Raw genomic sequence first — 18,473 nt, 5'->3', positions numbered from 1 at the left:
GTTTTCTTTGCGATAGCCGATAAATTCCTATTTCTAGTGAAGAATACGGATTTTTTCGCTGTTCGTTAGAGGATTGGCTCCGTTGTCTTGTAGTCCAATCAGTGTCCGTTTAGACTTCAATTAGGTATCCCAATACAGCATTTTTAGTTATTGATTTAGGAGCGTTTTCTTGGCAATTGGTCGCTTTAAGATATCCCTACAGAAGTTAACTAAGGCAGGGGGCGTTGGACAGCTGTCTTACGGCATTCGTGTATCTATCGCACTGTGCGGGGCCATGGCGTTAAGTTGGGGATTAGATTATGTCTCTTTAGTTATTCCGCTGTTTCTTGGGGTGATTGCCAGCGCATTAGCGGAAACGGAAGACGATTGGCTGGGACGTATCCGCGCATTATCTATTACCTTATTCTTATTCATTGTCGTCTCATTTGGCGTGCGATTATTGATGCCCCACCCTTGGGCGTTTGGTATCTCCCTTTCCCTGATTGCGTTTTGTTTGTCTATGGGAGGGGCCTTAGGGCGCCGTTATGGTGTGATCTCTCAAGCAACATTGATTCTCGCTGTTTACACCATGATAGGCTTAAATCAAGCCACCCATGAAGTTCCTATTTGGTACGAGCCGCTGTTATTAGGCTTGGGGGCCTTGTGGTATGGCTTGTTGTCGATTATTTGGGCGGCATTGTTTGTTCATGTGCCATTACGACAAGCTTTGGCAGCGCTGTATATTGAAGTCGGCCTCTATCTCAAAGTGAAATCTAAACTGTTCCCGATACTCAGTAGCAGTTCGATGGATGCACTGCGATTGGATTTGGCTCAACAGCACGGGCAAGTGGTCATTGCACTGAATCGCGTGCGAGAGATTTTAGTGAGTCGTATTGATAATGAGCCAACCAGTCCTAGGTTAGGTCGATATATTCGTTTGTATTTTATTGCTCAGGCCATTCATGAACGAGCCAGCTCCTCTCACTACAATTATTCGGATTTAGCCGAAACCTTTTTTCACAGTGACATCTTGTTTCGTTTACAGCGTCAGTTATCGGCGGCGGGGTCGAGTTGCCGACAAATTGGTGAAGCTATCCGCACCAGTCAGTCCATTGATCTTCATGATAGTGAAGAGGCCATTGCGGGGGTGCAACGCTCTATGGCCTATTTAGAGAGAGAAGCTTTACCGACACAATGGCGTCTCTTTCGTTCGTTGCGACAGCTGACTGATAACGTGATGGCGTTACAGCAAGAGCTTGATAAAGCTCGACAATTAGAGGATGTATCTTTAACAGACGCCTCGCAACAAATTCCTCAGCCGCGCGTGACATTTCGGTCTATTTTCAGCCAAATCCTCGACCAGCTAACGCCAAAGTCTCAGGTGTTTCGGCATGCGGTAAGGATGTCGATTGCACTGACCTGCGGCTATGTCATTATACAAAATGTAGACTTGGACGTGGGGTATTGGGTCATGCTGACAACCTTATTTGTTTGTCAGCCAACGTTTGGGTCCACCCGCAAACGCTTATACGAACGCATGGCTGGCACTGTACTTGGTTTAGTGGCGGCATGGTCCTTGATAACACTCTTCCCTGTGGAGTTCATTCAGTTATTGATTGCCGTTGTGGCGGGCGTGGTGTTCTTCCTTTCGCGAAATAATCGTTATGTGCTGGCAACCGCCGCGATTACCCTGTTGGTGGTCTGTTGCTTTAATCAGGTTGCGGACGGTTATGCGGTGATTTGGCCACGATTGGTCGATACCTTTATTGGTAGTGTGATTTCCTGGCTAGCCGTATTTTTTATTTTACCCGATTGGTTTTATCGCCAATTACCGATGACCTTTGCTGAAGGGTTGCGGCGCAGTGCGGAATATTTGCAAGAGTTGATGCGTTTCTATCGTGAAGAGGACATGAGCGAACAAGCCTATCGCCGTAGTCGACGTCGTGCCTATAATGCAGATGCTTTGTTAACCTCCACTTTGGTGAGTATGCTGCAAGAGCCTGGGCATTTTCGTCGAGACGCCGAGTTATGGCAGCGCTTGGTAATTCGCAGCCATACCTTATTCAACTACATTGCCGCTTTTGGGGCCCATCGTGGTGCTTTGATTGAGCAGCCCAGTAATGAATTACTGGTTTCGGCAGGCACCTATATTGTGGAAAGCCTGCAAGAAGTCGCCCAGAGCCTTGAGCAGAAAAGTTTAGTATCCGATAGCTCAGCAGAATTTGAGCGCCTGAAAAAGTTATTGGATGACTGTCCTGCAGAGGACGATGAGCGTCATTATTTTGTTCTGTCCCAGTTTCAGTCTCTATTAGGAGAGCTAAGGCAAATTCGTCTGTTAACTCACGAACTGCAGGTTCAGGTACATGGTCGTGATATTAAAGGTGTAGAATCGGCAAACTAGAGCGAGTATTTAGGCTTCTTTTAGCGGGTAGTGACTGTTCTGTTAAACGCGGAAGAAATACATTAACTCAAGTCATCCTGATGCTGTTTGACTAATTCTATAAGAAAGTCCGCCACGACACGAATACGTTTGGATTGCGTTAAATCGCTTTGAATAACCAAGTAGATTTCTTGATTAACCTCGGGAATCTCGGCGAGACAAACTAATCCTGCTGGTCGTGCTACAAGGTGGGGTAAGACAGATAAGCCTACATCGGCTAAACAAGCACTGACTTGAGTAGCTACGGAGGTTGTTGTCAGCACAGGGGCTTTTCCTGCTAATCGTTGAGTTATCCATTGTGCGGCGGGTAACTGCTCGTAGTGCTCTCCCCATTGAATAAAGTTCTCATCATGGCCGCTGGATTCTTCCTGATATTGGCGACTGGCATAGAGTCCATAGCCTAGTGTACCGACCCGTTGAAAGCGGACATTGCCATTAGTAGGACGCACCATACGCAGGGCAAGATCGGCATCGCGTCGATGTAAGTTGACGGTATGAATATCGGTGACCATATCGATGTGTAAGAGGGGGTGAGCCTGCTGAAAGAGGCCTAATGCGGGTAACACCAGTTGGGTTGCGAGGTTTTCTGCTGTGGCCACTTTGACTCTGCCTATCAATTGCGTGGTTTTTTCCGCTCGTTTTGTAAACGCAAACGCAGCGTTTTCCATTTCTTCTGCACTGCTGAGTAAATGTTTTCCTTCATCGGTCAGTTGGTAGCCTGTCTGAAAGCGTAAGAAGAGGGGGGTTGCTAAACTATGCTCAAGACGCTCTATTTTTCTTGATAGCGTTGCAATCCCGATGTCGAGTGATTTAGCCGCCGCCGTTAAAGTGCCAAAGCGCGCCAAGGCTAAAAAGGCTTTGGTATCGTCCCACATCAATTCATGCATTATAGGCCCCTACTGTTTTTCAATTTTGAAAAATGACTTTTCTTTATTTGATAGATATTTCGCTTATGAAAAGTGGCATAGTAGCAACCATTAAGGTTGGTGTCGCGGATCAATCATTGAATTGAGCATGAAACATGGGTAAGAAATAGGAGTCGGATATGAGTGAAGATCGTTATCAATTAGGATTGGAGAAATTGGCTGAAATAGATGGCGAACAAGGCCAAAAGGTGGTGGATGCCCTGCAATCTATCGCCCCAGAATTTGCTACGTTAATGATAGAGTTTGGTTTTGGTGACATCTATAGCCGTCCTGGTTTGGATTTAAAATCACGTGAAATCGCGACGGTGGCCGCTTTAACCGCATTGGGCAATGCGGCCCCGCAACTGAAAGTCCATCTTCATGCTGCTCTGAATGTGGGTTGTTCACCAAAAGAAATTGTCGAAATCTTAATGCAAATGGCCCTCTATGCAGGGTTTCCTGCGGCGCTAAACGGGCTGTTTGTGGCCAAAGAAGTGTTTGCTGAGCGAGGGATTGAGTTGGTTGAAGCCCCATAGCTTAAGAAAATGGTCGCTGTAAAACACCCGTTATCAGCGCTAATATTTTATATAGATTATATGGCAGGGTCGTCTATTGATTAGATGGCCCTTTTTTGTGCTTAACAGATTGTGCGGTGGTGTTTTAGGGAGTTTGCTAAATTTTTATCTGGATAAAAAATATTACCCTGTTATTATATTTTTACCCAGATAAAATATAATCTAAGCAACTAGAGCGAGATAGGAAAATGAGCGCGCAATATTTGGCCATCTATGATAAAAAAATCGTTGCTAGAGGGACATTGGAAGAGATTGTTCATCAGGTAAAGCGGTTGGGTGGCAATATTGAGCCCATGGTCTTTAAGGAAGAAAATTGCCAACGAGTGGATTTTAGTTGGTATGGCGACACAACGACGGTACTTAAAAACCTATCGTCAAATAAAGAACAGACGGGAAAGCGTGGCCGACCCAAGTTGGGGGTCAAAGCCAAAGAGGTGACCTTGTTACCTCGTCATTGGGAATGGCTATCAGCACAAAAAGGCGGTGCATCGGCCGCTCTAAGGCGACTAGTGGATGAGGCGCAAAGAAAGGCCACCATTGAAGATAGAGTGGCGATTAAGCAACAGCAGTTAGATAAATTTATGCTAGCCTTTTTAGCGGATGAACCGGGTTTCGAAGAAGCAAGTCGTGCTTTATACCGCAATAGTAAAGTAAGCTTTGAAACAGCGATTGACTCATGGCCTGATGACGTTAAAGCTTTTCTCATGGACAAGTTTCTGCATATCGCAGACTTACATAATGGAAGATACCCTTCATGACAGACACTCATAAAACGAATTATTTTTTACATGCGCCTCTGCCCGTTGTATTTCTAAAAACGGCAGCCCCTATTATTTTGATCATGTTAGTGAATGGTTCTTTTTCATTAGTAGATGCCTATTTTCTGGGGGTGTTTGTTGGGGCGGATGCTTTGACTGCCGTCACCTCTATGTTTCCAGCGTTTATATTGATTGTTGCCTTATCAACGCTTGTGTCGAATGGCTTTGCCAGTTTGATGGCGCGGCAATTAGGGGCAGGAGAGTATTCTCGTGTGGTGGAAGTCTTTTCCCAAGCCATTAGTTTGTCGTTAGTGGTATCTGGGGTGTTGATCGGGCTTTTTTTGATCGGAGGGCATGCGTTAACAGCGGCGGTTAGTCATGGCTCAGGACAGATTGCCGACATGGGTTATCGCTACATTGCTATTTTAGTGTTCTGCTCACCGTTGGTGTTTATTTTAGCTATTAATAGCAATAGCTTACGGTGTGAAGGCCGAGTGTTGTTTATGTCGGTGGTGTCTCTTTCCTCTGTGTTGTTCAATGGGCTATTTAACTATTGGCTGATTGTTGGTATGCATTGGGGGGTTGCTGGTTCAGCATGGGGAACGGTTCTGGCTCAGGCGATGTCTTTGGTAATGGTTTTTTTGTATCGAAAACGCCATCGTAATAAAATTAAGCTTCAGGTTGTTTTACTTTCTAGATCACGACAGCATTGGCTGGAGTTTTTGTCGCTAGGGGCACCTTCTAGCTTAAATTATATCGGTTTAGCATTAACATCGGGTGCTATTTTATACAATTTGCAAACGTGGGATGCGACGAATTACGCAACGACTGTGGGAGCTTATGGCATTATCACCCGTTTAATGACATTTATTTTTCTGCCTTTACTGGGGTTGAGTATGGCATTCCAAGCTATTGTCGGGAATAACGTCGGGGCCAATCAATTAGCCCGAGTCAATGCCAGTATCAAAATCGCTCTGGCTGCTGCCTTTGTCTATTGCTTGTGTTTTCAGGCCATCGCTTTTGTGTTTAGACGCGATTTAGGGGCATTATTTGTTAGTGATCAGGCGGTTATTGAAGGCGTGGTGCGGATTTTACCCTTTTCGACGTTGGCACTGTTTTTGGTGGGGCCACAGATGATGATTAGCATGTTTTTTCAGGCTATTGGTGATGCGAGAAGAGCTGGTATTTTGGGGATTATGAAAACCTATGCGTTTTCTCTGCCGTTAATTTTTATTTTGCCATTGTTCTTTTCTGAATGGGGAATTTGGTATGCGGCTCCCATTACAGAAGGCTTGGCATTGATATTAACCATCTTGGTATTGAGTCAACGTAGCCGTGTCCACAATGCGCCATATGGTTTGTTTTACCAAGTCAACACCACTGACAGGCTGCTTGCTACCAAGCAGCCTGAAAATGGATGATTTTAGCCGATTGTTGTCTTATTGATGCTCAATGCCATGGCTTCGGCGATTTTAATACCATCGATGGCGGCCGACATAATGCCGCCAGCGTAGCCTGCCCCTTCACCCGCAGGGTATAAGCCTTTGATATTGATGCTTTCTAAGGTATCAGGGTCGCGTTTGATATTAATTGGCGCAGAGGTGCGTGTTTCTACCCCTGTGAGTAGGGCATCATCTAGGGCAAAGCCCCGAATCTTCTTATTGAAAGCGGGAATCGCCTCACGAATCGCTTCGATACAAAAGTCAGGTAGAGCGTCAGCAAGGTTCGTGAGCTTGATGCCAGGTTTAAAAGAAGGAGTGACTGAGCCGAGTTTTTTTGGTGTTTCATTTCTTAAAAAAGCCCCGACGGTTTGCGCCGGTGCGTCGTAATTACTGCCACCAAGTTCGTAAGCAAGGCTTTCTAATTTGCGCTGGAATTCAATGCCTGCCAAGGGACCACCAGGGTAATCCGAAGGGTCGATGCCGACGACAATGGCACTGTTGGCGTTACGCTCATTACGAGAATACTGACTCATGCCGTTAGTGACTACGCGGTTTTCTTCTGATGTGGCCGCCACGACGGTCCCGCCAGGGCACATACAGAAACTGTAAACGGAACGACCATTTTTACAGTGATGGACTAATTTGTAGTCTGCTGCTCCAAGGATCTCATTGCCTGCATTCGGACCAAAGCGGGCTTTATCTATGGTCGATTGCTCATGCTCAATACGAAAGCCTACGGAGAACGGCTTAGCCTCGATGTAAACGCCCTTATTGTGAAGCATTTCAAAGGTATCACGTGCACTGTGACCAATGGCGATGGCAATGTGACGGGAGTGAAGTTGTTCGCCATTTGCTAGAGTGACGCCTGTAATTTGACCATTTTCAATGTGTAAATCCTCCACTCGGGAACTGAAGCGAATTTCACCGCCTAGCTCCAAAATCTGAGCGCGCATTTTTTCCACCATGGCGACCAATTTAAATGTGCCAATGTGCGGTTTACTGACGTAAAGAATTTCGTCTGGTGCACCGGCGGCCACGAACTCGTTAAGGACTTTACGACTGTATTGTTTCGGGTCTTTGACTTGGCTATAGAGTTTGCCATCAGAGAAGGTTCCCGCTCCCCCTTCACCAAACTGGACGTTGGATTCAGTATTTAAAATCTTCTTACGCCAGAAACCAAAAGTGTCTTTCGTGCGCTCTCGTACTTCTTTGCCACGCTCTAGAACGATTGGCTTGTAGCCCATTTGTGCTAGTACTAGGGCGGCTAGTAAACCACAAGGGCCAAAGCCGATAACAATAGGGCGCTGCGTTAGTGTCACAGGTGCTTGTGCGACGGGATGATACTCTAAATCTGGCGTTTCTTTGACTTGTTGATGGTCAGCAAACTGGCTTAATAGCACTTCGTTACAGCTGGTTTCCACATCTAGGGTATAAATCAGCATTATGCGTGTTTTTTTCCGAGCATCGTAACCACGACGGAAAATATTAAAGCGGACGAGTTGCTCAGCAGCGATATTGAGGGTCGATAAAATCGCGTTTTCCAGTGCCGCTTCGTTGTGGTCTAGCGGTAATTGGATATTCGAAAGTCGTATCATAAGAGGTATCAAGGTCTAAAGAGTGAACAAAAGTAAATAGCGCGGATGATACGATATTTCGGAGGAAAAAGCTGGTAAAACTTATGTCATTTATCACGGATAGAATGAGTCTAGTAGACTTGTCAGTCACATTTTAGCGGTTACACTCTTAACTCTTGGTTTGTGGTATATGGTGATATGAAAAAATCGGATAAGAAAATTGAGAAGACCCTAAGAGAAGCGTTAACTGCCGTTTGTGATGAAGCCTTGGGTACGATTAAGGGCTTTGTATGGTTGACGCACTTGGTCAACTTCGATGTATTCCCCCAATCGTTAAAAATCGTTTGTGTATTTGAAACGGACGATGAACAAAAGCAAGCTTTAGATGCACAACAAGACGTCTTCCTTTACGATCATATTCAAGCAAAGTTAAGCGCGGTGAATATTAAGATAAAAAACATTCGCTCCCATGTATTTTTTGATAGCGAAGAAACTTGCCAGCGTTTGCACGGTGGCAAGTGGGAAGAACGCTTTAAGCGTCTGTCTACGCTGCATTGAAGTAACCGGGTTTCGAGACAAAGGTCACTATGACGGATTCGATTGATAACAAACTCACCATTACACCATTAGCGGGTTCACTGGGGGCTCTCATTGAGGGTATCAACCTAGCTGAGTTGAACAACACGATTTTTGATCAGCTTTATCTGGCTTTTTTGCGCTACAAAGTCATATTTTTTCGTGATCAAAAACTGTCACCGGAAGCGCATTTAGCCCTCGGTAAGCGCTTTGGTGAGCTAGAGCCTGCCCATCCTTTTTTCCCTCATTTAGCGGAATTTGATCAAGTTGTCATTATCGAAACCTCACGTGGAAACCCACCAGGTGAAAGCTTCTGGCATACGGACATGACTTGGCAGAAAATTCCACCTAAATGCTCTATCTTGCATGCTCAGCATGTGCCGCCAAAAGGGGGCGATACCATTTGGTGTAATATGGCTGCCGTGTTTGCCAGCTTAGCAAAAGAAGATCAAACCACACTTCGGTCGATGCAAGCCATTCATGGATTACACGCCTTTGCAGGCAGCCGCTACGACGACATAGACGAGGCGGGTAACAGCCGAGTGGCGCAAAAATCTCAGGCATACCCACCGATTATTCGTCCTATAGTGACGCGTCATTCAGAAACAAATGAAGAGGTTTTGTTTATCAATGAGCAATTCACTCGCTCAATTGCTGGTTTGAGCGACGCACAAAGCCAAGCTTTGTTAGAGCGGCTCTTTGCCATCGCGCGTCAGCCTGAATTTCATGTCCGTTTCCAGTGGCAAGCGGACTCAGTAGCTATTTGGGATAATAGGGTCACTCAGCATTTCGCCGTGACAGATTATGACGATCAACCGAGAAAGCTTCACCGTGTGACCGTGCAAGGCGATTACGAGTAGATTAAACCGATTAAGCGTTTGGTTAAGGCCGTTTTTAAGACACTTTCCACTCGAACTCAAATGAGGTTGGGGGTATATTGTGATGCATATGTTCATGTTGTGTGAGCATTTTTTATGAAATAGTCCATTTTATGATGGCTTTATAGGATGATACATGGGAGTTAAGCAATGCAGACTTTAAAACTTCGTTCTTTCGTTGTTTCCACCGCGTTAGTCTTAGGTAGCTGTATGGTGCTGCCTAGTTGGGCAGATGAAACCAGTAGCGATACCAAAGCGTTAAATACACAAATAGCTCAATCACCCATGCCACATGAAGCAAGTTACGACACCAAAGACTTAAATGAGCAGTTGGTGATGGCGAACTTGTGGGTACAAGCGTCAGGCGAATATAAAGCATTGGCTTACCAAGCATTTAACCTCGCAAAAATGCAGTTAGATAACTACCTTGCTCATCATAAAGGTAAGAAAAGAGTTGCCGTCATTGTGGATGCCGATGAAACCATTTTAGACAATAGCGCTTACGAGTCTTGGTTAATTGGTAAAAATCAAAGTTACTCAAGTAAAACTTGGGGACAATGGATGAATGCAGCACAAGCCAAAGCCATTCCAGGTGCGGTTGACTTTTTACAATACGCTGCGGAAAAAGGCGTTGGTGTCTTTTACATTACCAACCGTAAAGAAAGTGGTCGTGAGGGGACCATGAAAAATTTACGTGAACTAGGCTTCCCACAAGTGACTAACTCACATGTGTTACTTCGTTCTACTACCAGTAATAAAGAGCCACGTCGTTTAGAAGTTGAAAAACATTACGATGTTGCCTTGTTGATGGGGGATAATCTAAATGACTTCTCCAAAGACTTTAAAACCAAGACGTTAAAGCAAACCTATGCAGCAGTTGAGAAAGATAAGCATTTATTTGGTACCAAATTTATTATGCTTCCTAACCCAACCTATGGTGATTGGGAAGGCAAAGTTTACAATAATAATTGGGGCGCTTCTGCGGCAGAGAAAGACAAAATGCGTAAAGCGCATTTGCATGCTTGGCACCCAAAAGGTGAGTAAGGCTTTGTTTAACCTCTAAGGCTGTTTTTTAATGTCTTAGAGTGAAATAACGTAAAACGGCTTAACGACTTCTTAATATGGGAGTATTAAGTCGTTTTTTTATGCTGGCAGCTAATACCAGATAAAGGGTAAAGCGAGTGTGCAAAAACAAATAATGAAAAATAGGCAAAGTGTAAAGGTCTCCCCATTAATAGAGCATTTACGATAATCTTAATAAACTAATTTATTGACGTGTTGAGGAGTAATGAGTGACCGTAAAAACGATGATGTTGACGGGCGGGCTTGTCGCAGCCATGTTACTGGGAATCAGTCAGGCCAATGCGACCCCCACACAGCCAAAAGACGGTTTTACGCGTCGTGAAGCGACATTCTTTACCACCATACAAGTCAATAATACCGAGTCTTTACCGCTGGTGGATAGAATCACCCGTTTGAGCTCCATCCTGCTTGGCGTGCCTTACGCCGATGGGGCGTTGGGTGAAGGCAGCGAGGGATTATTTGATCAAGATCCGCTTTATCGCTTCGATGAGTTTGACTGTACTACCTATGTGGAAACCGTTTTAGCGGGAGCACTATCCAATAGTCCGAGTGACTTTTTAACCAACCTAGACAATATACGCTACAAGGACGGTGATGTTGCCTTTGTCAAAAGAAATCATTTTCCAAGTGCCGATTGGTTTCCCAATAATCGTAATATCTTGACTGACATCACCAAAAAAGTAGCAGGAAAGCAAACCAAAGAAGCCAGAGCCGTTATTGATAAAAAATCCTGGTATCGACACATGACCATGGACAACTTGCAGTTAACGTCTGCTAATGAGGCTCAGAAGCGCTTATTCCTGCATGCCCTTCACCACGCAGGGGATGGGTTTAAACCACAAATTGCCAAAATAGACTACGTTCCCCTTACTGCTTTATTCGTCCCGGTGAAAAACAACTCAGGTCAGGTAGTCGGCAGTAAAGTTAACCTTGCGATACTGAAAAAAATTCCCACAGGAAGCATCATCAGCATGATTCGTCCTAACTGGAATTTAAAAAAAGTGATTGGCACCAACATGAACGTCTCCCATCAAGCCATTTTGGTACGTAAAGAAGGAAAACTCTACCTACGTCATGCCAGTGAAATTAAAGGTAAAGTAGTGGATCAAAACTTTGTACGATACTTATTCCATTACCGAAACAGCCCTACATTAAAAGGCTTTAATGTGGCCGTATTAAAGGCAAATTCTTAAATCCGTGGATATTTAATTCGATGGAATAGCACTGTGCTTCGTAAATTCGGTTATTTTATTGTCACTTGGTAAGGCGTTATGCCTCCTACGAGAAGCACAGCTTGATTAGAAGGACGGATATTTTGGATGATTTTTACTTGGATCAAAAAGGGCTAGCCGCTTACTTTGAGATGCAATGGTTAGATAAACTTCGAGAAAGTGGTGTTACCGAGCCATTAGAAAGTCAGTCTAAGTCTGTTCCTGATTCGTTTATAGAGTCTGAACACTCGAAAAAAGTATCCCACTTTATTGCAGATGTTGTCGGCAATGAAAACGCATCGCCGACGGAGGTTTTAGAAGTCGGTCCCGCCCTTGGTCGAAATTGTTATGAGCTCATTCAATGCTTTCCAAGCATTCATTCCATTACGGTTGTCGAGCCATCAAATCGATTGTTATCGAATTTTAAGCGAATACTTATTGACGGTGTTAAGTGCGAATTTCCCTACATTAAAAGTTTGAAGGCGTTAGGACAGTTTAGTTTTGATACTTCATCAATTGCCGCTCGCTGTGAACACGTAAACTTTACTCTATTGGAGCGTCCTTTTTCTCGTGGAATGCTTGAAGAACAGTTTGATTTAGCAATTTGCTTAAATGTTCTAGACCAATGTGAGTTCCCTAAAACCTTAGTTGATGCATTAAAAGAAGCGACGGTTTTAAATGGCATCTTGTTTGTATCTTGTTCCTACCAATGGAACAAAAAGCATTTAAAAGATGAAAATGAGGCTGTTGATGATATTAATGATTACTTTGATCATGGATGGGTAAAACTGTCTGAAAAAGAAATTGAGTATAAAGTTAGGTATAACGAAAGGTATTCATTACTGTTTCTATCCCACATCGTTGCTTATAAAAAGATTAGTTCATAAACAGTAGCCGTAAGCCCATAACAAGTGGATAGGTTCAGTATGATGAGTGACGTTTCTATCGGTATCAGGCCAGCTAGATCCAAATGATTGGGGAAAGGGCATTGCAGCGATCGCGGTTCCCTTATGGGTCTCGTATCTCTTTCAAACGAAAGATATTGAGCGAGTGGGGATGACGACATGGTCGGGTAATCCTCGCATGATGTCATTGGCTCTGAAACTCGGTTTTCAGCAAGAAGCACGCTTGCGTAAAGTTCGTTACTATGACGGCAAGTATTATGATTCGGTCAAATATGGTGTATTGCGTTCTGAGTGGCAAGCACGCCGTAAATAAAAAAGTGTTTAAGAGTAACACCTTAGACAAAAATATTTTGTATAGGAGTTATACTTTGATTGAAACGTCTCGACTGCTGCTTAGAAAACCAGATACAGAAGACTTCGACATTATCAGCGAGATCCTTTCTAGCCCAGAACAAACCAAGTTTCTTCCCAATGAAGCACCTTACCCCATTGAGAAACAACAAGAATACCTTGCTAATCGAATCAAGCATTGGGCTCTCAATGGTTTTGGAACCTTTATTGTGTGTTTAAAAGAAGATCCAAACGTTAAGCTGGGTTTTGTGGGGGCTGAATTTTCTCCCAATCCAGAGTTTGTTGATATTCGCTATGGTATTTCCAAGCGCTTTGAAGGAAAGGGTTATATCACTGAAGCGGCAAAGGAATTGCTTAGCTGGATATTCAACAATACAGAGCACACGAAAGTTTACGGTGTATCAATGCCAGAAAACTTAGCATCAATCGCCATCATCAAAAAGCTTGGTATGACAGTAGAAGACAACGTGGATTTGTATAATCACCCAGGCTTAAAACACTATAGTATTGAAGCGAGCAAGATATAACCGATTGTCGTGTGGAATGCTTAGAGTCGTCTGTGGACAGAGACACTGTTTTCTCAGGAAGTGTCTAACGTGTTGTTATCATTAGGTGTATAGGATAAGTATGAAGGTTATCAAAGCAAATCTTAACCATCTAAAGGCTTTTAACGTTTACGCAGCAAAGTGTTGTGATGATGGGCTTGATTTATACGCAGATGCACAAGCTGATGTGGATGCGTATTTCAAAAAGTGGTTAGCTTATGCTGAGGGTAAAGAACTGCCCGATGGATGGCCTCCAATATCTATGTACTTCTGTATTGATTCTGGAAATATACTCGGCGCGATACGTGTTCGTCACGGCGACAATGATTACATCGAAAATATCATTGGACATATTGGCTATGAGACCCTACCTGAGGCTAGGGGGAAAGGCATCGCGTCTATTATGCTTAACTGGGTGAAGCATAATGTCATCGAACACAGTGCCATTCTTATATGTGACATAGATAATGTGGCATCGAAAAAGGTGATAGAAAAGTGCGGTGGGCAGTATTTAAATACATTCTACGATGATGAAGAATTGTGTCATGTCTTGCGTTATCAATTGGCTCGTTGATGAATATTAGTAAATGAAAAATAGTATAGTTTTTTGCCTGATTCCACATTAACGAATGCACTCGTAGCTAAGTTTTGTATTATTCAATCATTCAAACTTTTCCGGTAGGAGTTATGAAGAGAATTAACATTGTGGGTACCAGTGGGAGTGGCAAATCCACCGTGGGTCGTACGTTAGCAACGAAATTAGGTTACCCATATCTTGAAATGGACGCTATGTTCTGGAAGCCAGACTGGCAGGAATCTACCGATGAAGAATTCTTTGCCAAGCTTGAACATCAACTTCTTCAAGAAACATGGGTGCTAGACGGTAACTACCATAGAACCGCTCCGATCAAATGGGCAAATGTTGATACTGTCCTATGGGTTGACTATTCGTTTACTCGAACGCTTTATCAAGCTGTAAAGCGGGCGTTCCTTCGCTCGGTGTCCAAACAAGAATTGTGGGACAAAACCGGAAATGTCGAAACGTTTAGTAAGGTGTTCTTCAGTAAGGATTCTATTATTTTGTGGACACTGAAAACGTACAAAAAGAATCGTATTCGCTACGCAGAAATGATCAATGATCCTAAGTATGGTCATATCAAATTCGTTCGTATTAGAAGCCCCAAAAAGGCTAAGCAGTTTGTAGATGGGTTGCGCATACCACAAGGCACTTCATAAATTCTTGGAGAAATAACTAACGGCCCTATTTAACAAGCTGTTTGCACTTTGATGTTGTTGTTATGGGGCGAGCGAAGGAAGAGAATTCATGGAACATTTATTTTTCATAGACGAGTCTGTCGCTGGCAGGAGTGGTCCCGACAAACAGATGTGGGATCTAGAAGCGCTGAAGCGGCAGAATATCGCTGCCATTCTCTCGGTAAACGACGGAGAGATGGTTCACGTTTCAAGGTTAACCGCATTGGGGATGTCTTATGGACATATACCATTGTCGAGTAACGCGCCCGCCAAAGAGGGGGATGTTGAGCTTTGTTTGACGTCTTTGCCTCGTATTATCAATTTTATAGATCACCATAAAAAACGTGGTATCGTGCTTGTTCATTGTCGATCAGGTAAAGATCGAACCGGCTTAGCGTTAGCCGCTTATCTTATTAAGTCGAAAGGCTATGGGGTTAATCAAGCGATTGAAGCGATCAAAAGCGTACGAGACATTGCTTTTAGCGCGCCGAAGTGGGATGAATTTTCAGTCGCTGTTCTGATGGCGCTAAAAAATGCCTAACAAATTGGTCGTAAATAGTGGCAGATGACCTTTGACCAAATTAGAGAGCATAGAATTGGAGAAATGATGGAAAAGAGACATAAAGTATTTTTAGAACAATGTCTTAGCTCTTTACCCCGTGACCTTGCTGAAAAATACACCTCTTTTAGTGCCGATTACTTTTGCTCAGACGAACACAATGCCAATATCTGTGCGGATTTAATCTTGCGTGGTGAGAAACGAGCATCCTGTAGCATGGATTATTGGTATAGCCACGAGGGAGAGCCCATGCCAGTAGTGGGTCATCTTCAGGTTGTGACGAACTGGCAAGGTGATCCAGTGTGCATCATAGAAATCACATCCGTTTCTAAGTGTCAGTACAACGAAGTGACGCCAGAGTTTGCGGAATCGGAAGGGGAAGGTGACAAAACATTGGCATGGTGGCGAGAGGCCCATTGGGCGTTTTTCTCACTAGAGTGCGAAGCGTTAGGTATCGAACCAAAGGATGATATGCTACTGGTTTTAGAGCGCTTTAAAGTCGTTTACCACTAACAGAAGATACTTGGAGCGTTTTGAAAACTCGGCTGAGTATAGTTGGCATGTGTGTATGTCGGCTCTTATGCTCAAAGACTATGCGAATGAGGCGATTAATATTGATCGTGTTATTAAGATGCTATTGATTCATGATATTGGTGAAATTGATGCGGGAGACACGATCATTTATTCGAGCGAAACAGCGGAATTGAAATCAGCAGAGGCTGCGGGTGTTGCTCGCTTGTTTGCTATGTTACCTGAAGGAATGAGTGCTGAGTTTTTGGCGCTTTGGAACGAATTTGAAGCAGGCGAAACACCCGATGCTCGTTATGCCAAAGCGATAGATTGTGTCCCACCATTGCTGCATAACCTGCATGGAAATGGCCATAGTTGGCGAGCTCATGATATATCTCAAGAAAAAATATTGGGCCTTAACGCTCGAATTGGGCTGGGCAGTACTGAGCTATGGCATGTCATTAGAAAGCAATTGGAAGAAGCCTTCGAGCAAGGTATTCTTAATAAAGCGTTATAAATGATAGCCAAAGGCTTTTAGAGGTTTATGGCAAGATTAGATTGCTAGGAGAAAACAGGATGATCAGAGAAATGACGAGGTTGGATTTTGAGTCATTCTGGCCATGTTTCAAATCGGTCATTCAGGCTCAAGAAACGTATGCTTTTGAGCCCAATATGGTCCTAGAAGAGGCCTATAGATTATGGTGTGAACTGCCATTGAAAACCTTTGTGTTCGTCGAGGGTGAGCAAATTTTAGGCTCCTATTACATCAAGCCTAATGGCATGGGACCAAGCGATCATATTTGTAACTGTGGTTACATGGTTGACTCAAAGGCGCGAGGAAAAGGCATTGCTCGCCAGCTTTGCGAGCATTCCCAACGTATCGCAATGGAATTAGGGTTTGAGGCAATGCAGTTTAACTCTGTGGTTTCTACCAACGATGTCGCTGTGGCGTTATGGAAAAAGCTTGGCTTCAACATCATCGGTACTATCCCGTTGGCCTATCGGCATGGCAAACTTGGGTATGTGGATTGTTATATTATGCATAAGTCGCTAAATGTAACGATAGGAGAATAAAATAATGAGCAAGTTTGTCGCGTTGCTTTCAGGAAAAAATAAAAACCTTTTTAGCGAAGCGTTACTAGGTGAGCATATTGCACATCTACAGCGGCTTGATGAATCAGGCAAGCTCCACTTATGTGGCCCTTTTAAGGATGATGACTCCGCCATTCAAATACTGATTGCGAATACTCTAGAAGAGGCGAATCTGCTTATTCAACAAGATCCTTTCATACAGCATGGGTATTATAAAACCGTGGCGGTTAAAGAACTGATCGAAGCCAACTCAGGTAATAATTGGCTGACGAACCACCCTCAGACAGAGGAAAAGCGGCGCTAGGGAGCCCACCATGGAAAGTCGACAGGTAGAGGGTGGTTTTTCTGATGCCTACAAAGGAAATAAATGAATTTCATGTAATAGATACGATAGAAGAAGCTAATAAAACACCAAGAGTCGTGCTAGAAAACAACAAACTAAAAAAGCAAACCAAGATCTCAGGAAAGGTGTTGGAGGCACAGTATCAAATAGGAGAAAATTTTCTCATTCTAGTGACAGAGGGAAACCCTTTTGAAGAGGCGTTATACATTTACTATTTTAGCGCCAGTTTACAACTCATGGATTCACTAGAGCTGTCTGCAACATATGCGGAAGGAATGGTCAGAAATATTTCTCTTTCTGACTCAGGGAATATTAATTTTTCTTTTTTTGATAATGATGAACAGTGGGTTTTAAAGGTACATTCAAACCCTAAATTTTCATTTTTTAGCAACAAATATCCAGTTAAAAGAAAAATGTCTTGTTTTCATAAAAGCTGGTTAAGTCTAAGTAAGTCCTAACAAATTACTGTGCTAGACACATAAATTTACGCTCGTTTTTGTCAGTCGAGCGCATGAACATAATTGGTACAGTACAGATAAGAGGCGTTCATTATTGGCTCTAAATGTTCCGCTCCCCATAGGTTCTATGGAGTAGCTGGCTTTAGCGCAGGGGTTGGTTTCATTCGGCTGTTTATAGCAGGCATTATGCATTTTTAGGAAAAGAGGAACTAGGGTGATTGACGTAAGGCGAGCAGAGCCGACAGACGCGAAAGCGGTAAAAAGAATTTATGAGTGTCAAAATGCCTATACCAGCACATTACAACTACCGTTTCCCTCCTTGGATACATGGGAAAAACGTTTCCAGAACACGCCAGATCACGTTTATCGATATGTGGCATTAGTGGATGATGACGTCGTGGGGGGAATTGGGCTTTGAGTTAGGTACTAGCCCGAGACGTCGTCATGTCGGTACATTCGGTATGGGGGTAAAAGACGATGCCCAAGGTTTGGGTGTGGGCAGTGCTTTACTGAAGACGGCTATCGATTTAGCGGACAACTGGCTCAATTTAAAACGAATCGAATTAACCGTTTATGTGGATAACGAACGAGCAATCACTTTGTACAAAAAGTTCGGCTTTGAAATTGAAGGTGAGTCCAAGGCGTATGCGTTTAGAAATGGTAGTTTTGTCAACGTCTACCATATGGCTCGCGTTGTGGGACATATATAACAAAAGATGGGCTAGCTTCATTCGTACCCCATGACATGTTTCCTGGTCTAGGGAAGCCTTCCTAGACCGGCCTTTCTTTGATGTTTTTCCTCCATTCTTTTGACTCTCTCTTATCTGTTGCTGAAATTCTGGCTAATTAAGGAAATCTGAAAATAGTCTATTTCATCTTAATATGATCTTAAAATGATGTGAAATGTACTTAAAAGTATCTTAAAAAATAGTATTCAGACTTAATTTTAACTTAATTTGCAATAAATAAGGAAGCACTATGGTCGTAGTGTCAATCTTTAGAGTATCTTCTCCGTCATGCATATTTGGGGGAATA

23 protein-coding genes are annotated in these 18,473 nt (G+C 43.5%); 21 read left to right on the top strand and 2 right to left on the bottom strand.

Annotation, left to right across the window (positions count from 1 at the left end; genetic code table 11):
* Positions 1–169 precede the first annotated feature (169 nt).
* Positions 170–2,380, top strand: coding sequence for a YccS family putative transporter (gene yccS, locus MSP8886_RS16155; protein WP_083200993.1), 2,211 nt, complete (start codon positions 170–172; stop codon positions 2,378–2,380).
* A 62-nt stretch (positions 2,381–2,442) separates the two neighbouring features.
* Here yccS and MSP8886_RS16150 read toward each other — a convergent pair whose 3' ends face one another.
* A complete protein-coding gene (locus tag MSP8886_RS16150; RefSeq protein WP_067018311.1) occupies positions 2,443–3,306 on the bottom strand; it encodes a LysR family transcriptional regulator in 864 nt (287 codons plus the stop codon).
* A 158-nt stretch (positions 3,307–3,464) separates the two neighbouring features.
* Between MSP8886_RS16150 and MSP8886_RS16145 the strand changes: the two genes are divergently transcribed.
* The 3 genes from MSP8886_RS16145 (at position 3,465) to MSP8886_RS16135 (ending at position 6,078) form a co-directional block, all read left to right on the top strand.
* On the top strand, positions 3,465–3,860 hold the full coding sequence (locus MSP8886_RS16145) for a carboxymuconolactone decarboxylase family protein (RefSeq protein ID WP_067018309.1): 396 nt from the start codon (positions 3,465–3,467) through the stop codon (positions 3,858–3,860).
* A 227-nt stretch (positions 3,861–4,087) separates the two neighbouring features.
* On the top strand, positions 4,088–4,657 hold the full coding sequence (locus MSP8886_RS16140; protein WP_067018307.1) for a DUF2239 family protein: 570 nt from the start codon (positions 4,088–4,090) through the stop codon (positions 4,655–4,657).
* Complete coding sequence (locus MSP8886_RS16135) at positions 4,654–6,078, top strand: MATE family efflux transporter (RefSeq protein ID WP_067018305.1); 1,425 nt, start codon at positions 4,654–4,656, stop codon at positions 6,076–6,078. Before MSP8886_RS16140 ends, MSP8886_RS16135 begins: the two co-directional genes overlap by 4 nt.
* 2 nt (positions 6,079–6,080) lie before the next feature.
* Here MSP8886_RS16135 and MSP8886_RS16130 read toward each other — a convergent pair whose 3' ends face one another.
* The gene (locus tag MSP8886_RS16130) at positions 6,081–7,694 is read right to left on the bottom strand and encodes an NAD(P)/FAD-dependent oxidoreductase (RefSeq protein ID WP_067018303.1); all 1,614 of its coding nucleotides are present in this window, start codon (positions 7,692–7,694) and stop codon (positions 6,081–6,083) included.
* 177 nt (positions 7,695–7,871) lie between these two features.
* Here MSP8886_RS16130 and MSP8886_RS16125 point away from each other — a divergent pair, with 177 nt between their 5' ends.
* The 17 genes from MSP8886_RS16125 (at position 7,872) to MSP8886_RS16050 (ending at position 18,148) form a co-directional block, all read left to right on the top strand.
* Complete coding sequence (locus MSP8886_RS16125) at positions 7,872–8,231, top strand: Fis family transcriptional regulator (protein ID WP_067018299.1); 360 nt, start codon at positions 7,872–7,874, stop codon at positions 8,229–8,231.
* A gap of 29 nt (positions 8,232–8,260) precedes the next feature.
* Positions 8,261–9,109 carry a TauD/TfdA dioxygenase family protein gene (locus MSP8886_RS16120; RefSeq protein WP_067018297.1) on the top strand — a complete coding sequence of 283 codons (849 nt, stop codon included), beginning with the start codon at positions 8,261–8,263 and terminating at the stop codon, positions 9,107–9,109.
* 168 nt (positions 9,110–9,277) lie between these two features.
* Positions 9,278–10,171, top strand: coding sequence for a 5'-nucleotidase, lipoprotein e(P4) family (locus MSP8886_RS16115; RefSeq protein WP_067018295.1), 894 nt, complete (start codon positions 9,278–9,280; stop codon positions 10,169–10,171).
* A 248-nt stretch (positions 10,172–10,419) separates the two neighbouring features.
* Positions 10,420–11,403 (top strand): N-acetylmuramoyl-L-alanine amidase-like domain-containing protein, encoded by a 984-nt coding sequence (locus MSP8886_RS16110; RefSeq protein ID WP_139063163.1) that lies wholly within the window; start codon positions 10,420–10,422, stop codon positions 11,401–11,403.
* Positions 11,404–11,525: 122 nt separating this feature from the next.
* A complete protein-coding gene (locus MSP8886_RS16105; protein ID WP_067018294.1) occupies positions 11,526–12,308 on the top strand; it encodes a small ribosomal subunit Rsm22 family protein in 783 nt (260 codons plus the stop codon).
* A gap of 46 nt (positions 12,309–12,354) precedes the next feature.
* Positions 12,355–12,639, top strand: coding sequence for a GNAT family N-acetyltransferase (locus MSP8886_RS16100; protein WP_083200992.1), 285 nt, complete (start codon positions 12,355–12,357; stop codon positions 12,637–12,639).
* 55 nt (positions 12,640–12,694) lie between these two features.
* Entirely contained in the window at positions 12,695–13,204 is a 510-nt protein-coding gene (locus tag MSP8886_RS16095) for a GNAT family N-acetyltransferase (protein ID WP_067018292.1), read from the top strand.
* A 100-nt stretch (positions 13,205–13,304) separates the two neighbouring features.
* Complete coding sequence (locus MSP8886_RS16090; RefSeq protein ID WP_067018289.1) at positions 13,305–13,796, top strand: GNAT family N-acetyltransferase; 492 nt, start codon at positions 13,305–13,307, stop codon at positions 13,794–13,796.
* Between the two features lie 113 nt (positions 13,797–13,909).
* On the top strand, positions 13,910–14,458 hold the full coding sequence (locus MSP8886_RS16085; RefSeq protein ID WP_067018288.1) for a shikimate kinase: 549 nt from the start codon (positions 13,910–13,912) through the stop codon (positions 14,456–14,458).
* Between the two features lie 88 nt (positions 14,459–14,546).
* On the top strand, positions 14,547–15,017 hold the full coding sequence (locus MSP8886_RS16080) for a protein-tyrosine phosphatase family protein (protein WP_067018286.1): 471 nt from the start codon (positions 14,547–14,549) through the stop codon (positions 15,015–15,017).
* 66 nt (positions 15,018–15,083) lie between these two features.
* Positions 15,084–15,548, top strand: a complete 465-nt coding sequence (locus MSP8886_RS16075; protein ID WP_067018283.1) for an ASCH domain-containing protein — start codon at positions 15,084–15,086, stop codon at positions 15,546–15,548.
* 10 nt (positions 15,549–15,558) lie between these two features.
* On the top strand, positions 15,559–16,062 hold the full coding sequence (locus MSP8886_RS16070; RefSeq protein WP_281197856.1) for an HD domain-containing protein: 504 nt from the start codon (positions 15,559–15,561) through the stop codon (positions 16,060–16,062).
* A gap of 59 nt (positions 16,063–16,121) precedes the next feature.
* Entirely contained in the window at positions 16,122–16,619 is a 498-nt protein-coding gene (locus tag MSP8886_RS16065) for a GNAT family N-acetyltransferase (RefSeq protein WP_067018281.1), read from the top strand.
* Positions 16,620–16,623: 4 nt separating this feature from the next.
* Positions 16,624–16,941, top strand: coding sequence for a YciI family protein (locus tag MSP8886_RS16060; RefSeq protein ID WP_067018279.1), 318 nt, complete (start codon positions 16,624–16,626; stop codon positions 16,939–16,941).
* A 44-nt stretch (positions 16,942–16,985) separates the two neighbouring features.
* On the top strand, positions 16,986–17,438 hold the full coding sequence (locus MSP8886_RS16055; RefSeq protein WP_067018277.1) for a hypothetical protein: 453 nt from the start codon (positions 16,986–16,988) through the stop codon (positions 17,436–17,438).
* Between the two features lie 214 nt (positions 17,439–17,652).
* The gene (locus tag MSP8886_RS22820; protein ID WP_370737030.1) at positions 17,653–17,856 is read left to right on the top strand and encodes a GNAT family protein; all 204 of its coding nucleotides are present in this window, start codon (positions 17,653–17,655) and stop codon (positions 17,854–17,856) included.
* Positions 17,825–18,148, top strand: a complete 324-nt coding sequence (locus tag MSP8886_RS16050; protein ID WP_370737029.1) for a GNAT family N-acetyltransferase — start codon at positions 17,825–17,827, stop codon at positions 18,146–18,148. The genes MSP8886_RS22820 and MSP8886_RS16050 overlap by 32 nt, the downstream gene beginning before the upstream one ends.
* Positions 18,149–18,473 lie beyond the last annotated feature (325 nt).

Source organism: Marinomonas spartinae, assembly GCF_900089775.1.
Lineage (GTDB): Bacteria > Pseudomonadota > Gammaproteobacteria > Pseudomonadales > Marinomonadaceae > Marinomonas > Marinomonas spartinae.
This window is presented reverse-complemented; position numbering and strand designations above follow the sequence as displayed.

Bases quoted from the DNA above. Each gene is read 5' to 3' on its own strand.
- MSP8886_RS16150 (WP_067018311.1), bottom strand. From the start codon at position 3,306: ATGCATGAATTGATGTGGGACGATACCAAAGCCTTTTTAGCCTTGGCG.
- MSP8886_RS16145 (WP_067018309.1), top strand. From the start codon at position 3,465: ATGAGTGAAGATCGTTATCAATTAGGATTGGAGAAATTGGCTGAAATA.
- MSP8886_RS16140 (WP_067018307.1), top strand. From the start codon at position 4,088: ATGAGCGCGCAATATTTGGCCATCTATGATAAAAAAATCGTTGCTAGA.
- MSP8886_RS16135 (WP_067018305.1), top strand. From the start codon at position 4,654: ATGACAGACACTCATAAAACGAATTATTTTTTACATGCGCCTCTGCCC.
- MSP8886_RS16130 (WP_067018303.1), bottom strand. From the start codon at position 7,694: ATGATACGACTTTCGAATATCCAATTACCGCTAGACCACAACGAAGCG.
- MSP8886_RS16125 (WP_067018299.1), top strand. From the start codon at position 7,872: ATGAAAAAATCGGATAAGAAAATTGAGAAGACCCTAAGAGAAGCGTTA.
- MSP8886_RS16120 (WP_067018297.1), top strand. From the start codon at position 8,261: ATGACGGATTCGATTGATAACAAACTCACCATTACACCATTAGCGGGT.
- MSP8886_RS16115 (WP_067018295.1), top strand. From the start codon at position 9,278: ATGCAGACTTTAAAACTTCGTTCTTTCGTTGTTTCCACCGCGTTAGTC.
- MSP8886_RS16090 (WP_067018289.1), top strand. From the start codon at position 13,305: ATGAAGGTTATCAAAGCAAATCTTAACCATCTAAAGGCTTTTAACGTT.
- MSP8886_RS16085 (WP_067018288.1), top strand. From the start codon at position 13,910: ATGAAGAGAATTAACATTGTGGGTACCAGTGGGAGTGGCAAATCCACC.
- MSP8886_RS16080 (WP_067018286.1), top strand. From the start codon at position 14,547: ATGGAACATTTATTTTTCATAGACGAGTCTGTCGCTGGCAGGAGTGGT.
- MSP8886_RS16075 (WP_067018283.1), top strand. From the start codon at position 15,084: ATGGAAAAGAGACATAAAGTATTTTTAGAACAATGTCTTAGCTCTTTA.
- MSP8886_RS16065 (WP_067018281.1), top strand. From the start codon at position 16,122: ATGATCAGAGAAATGACGAGGTTGGATTTTGAGTCATTCTGGCCATGT.
- MSP8886_RS16060 (WP_067018279.1), top strand. From the start codon at position 16,624: ATGAGCAAGTTTGTCGCGTTGCTTTCAGGAAAAAATAAAAACCTTTTT.
- MSP8886_RS16055 (WP_067018277.1), top strand. From the start codon at position 16,986: ATGCCTACAAAGGAAATAAATGAATTTCATGTAATAGATACGATAGAA.
- MSP8886_RS16050 (WP_370737029.1), top strand. From the start codon at position 17,825: ATGATGACGTCGTGGGGGGAATTGGGCTTTGAGTTAGGTACTAGCCCG.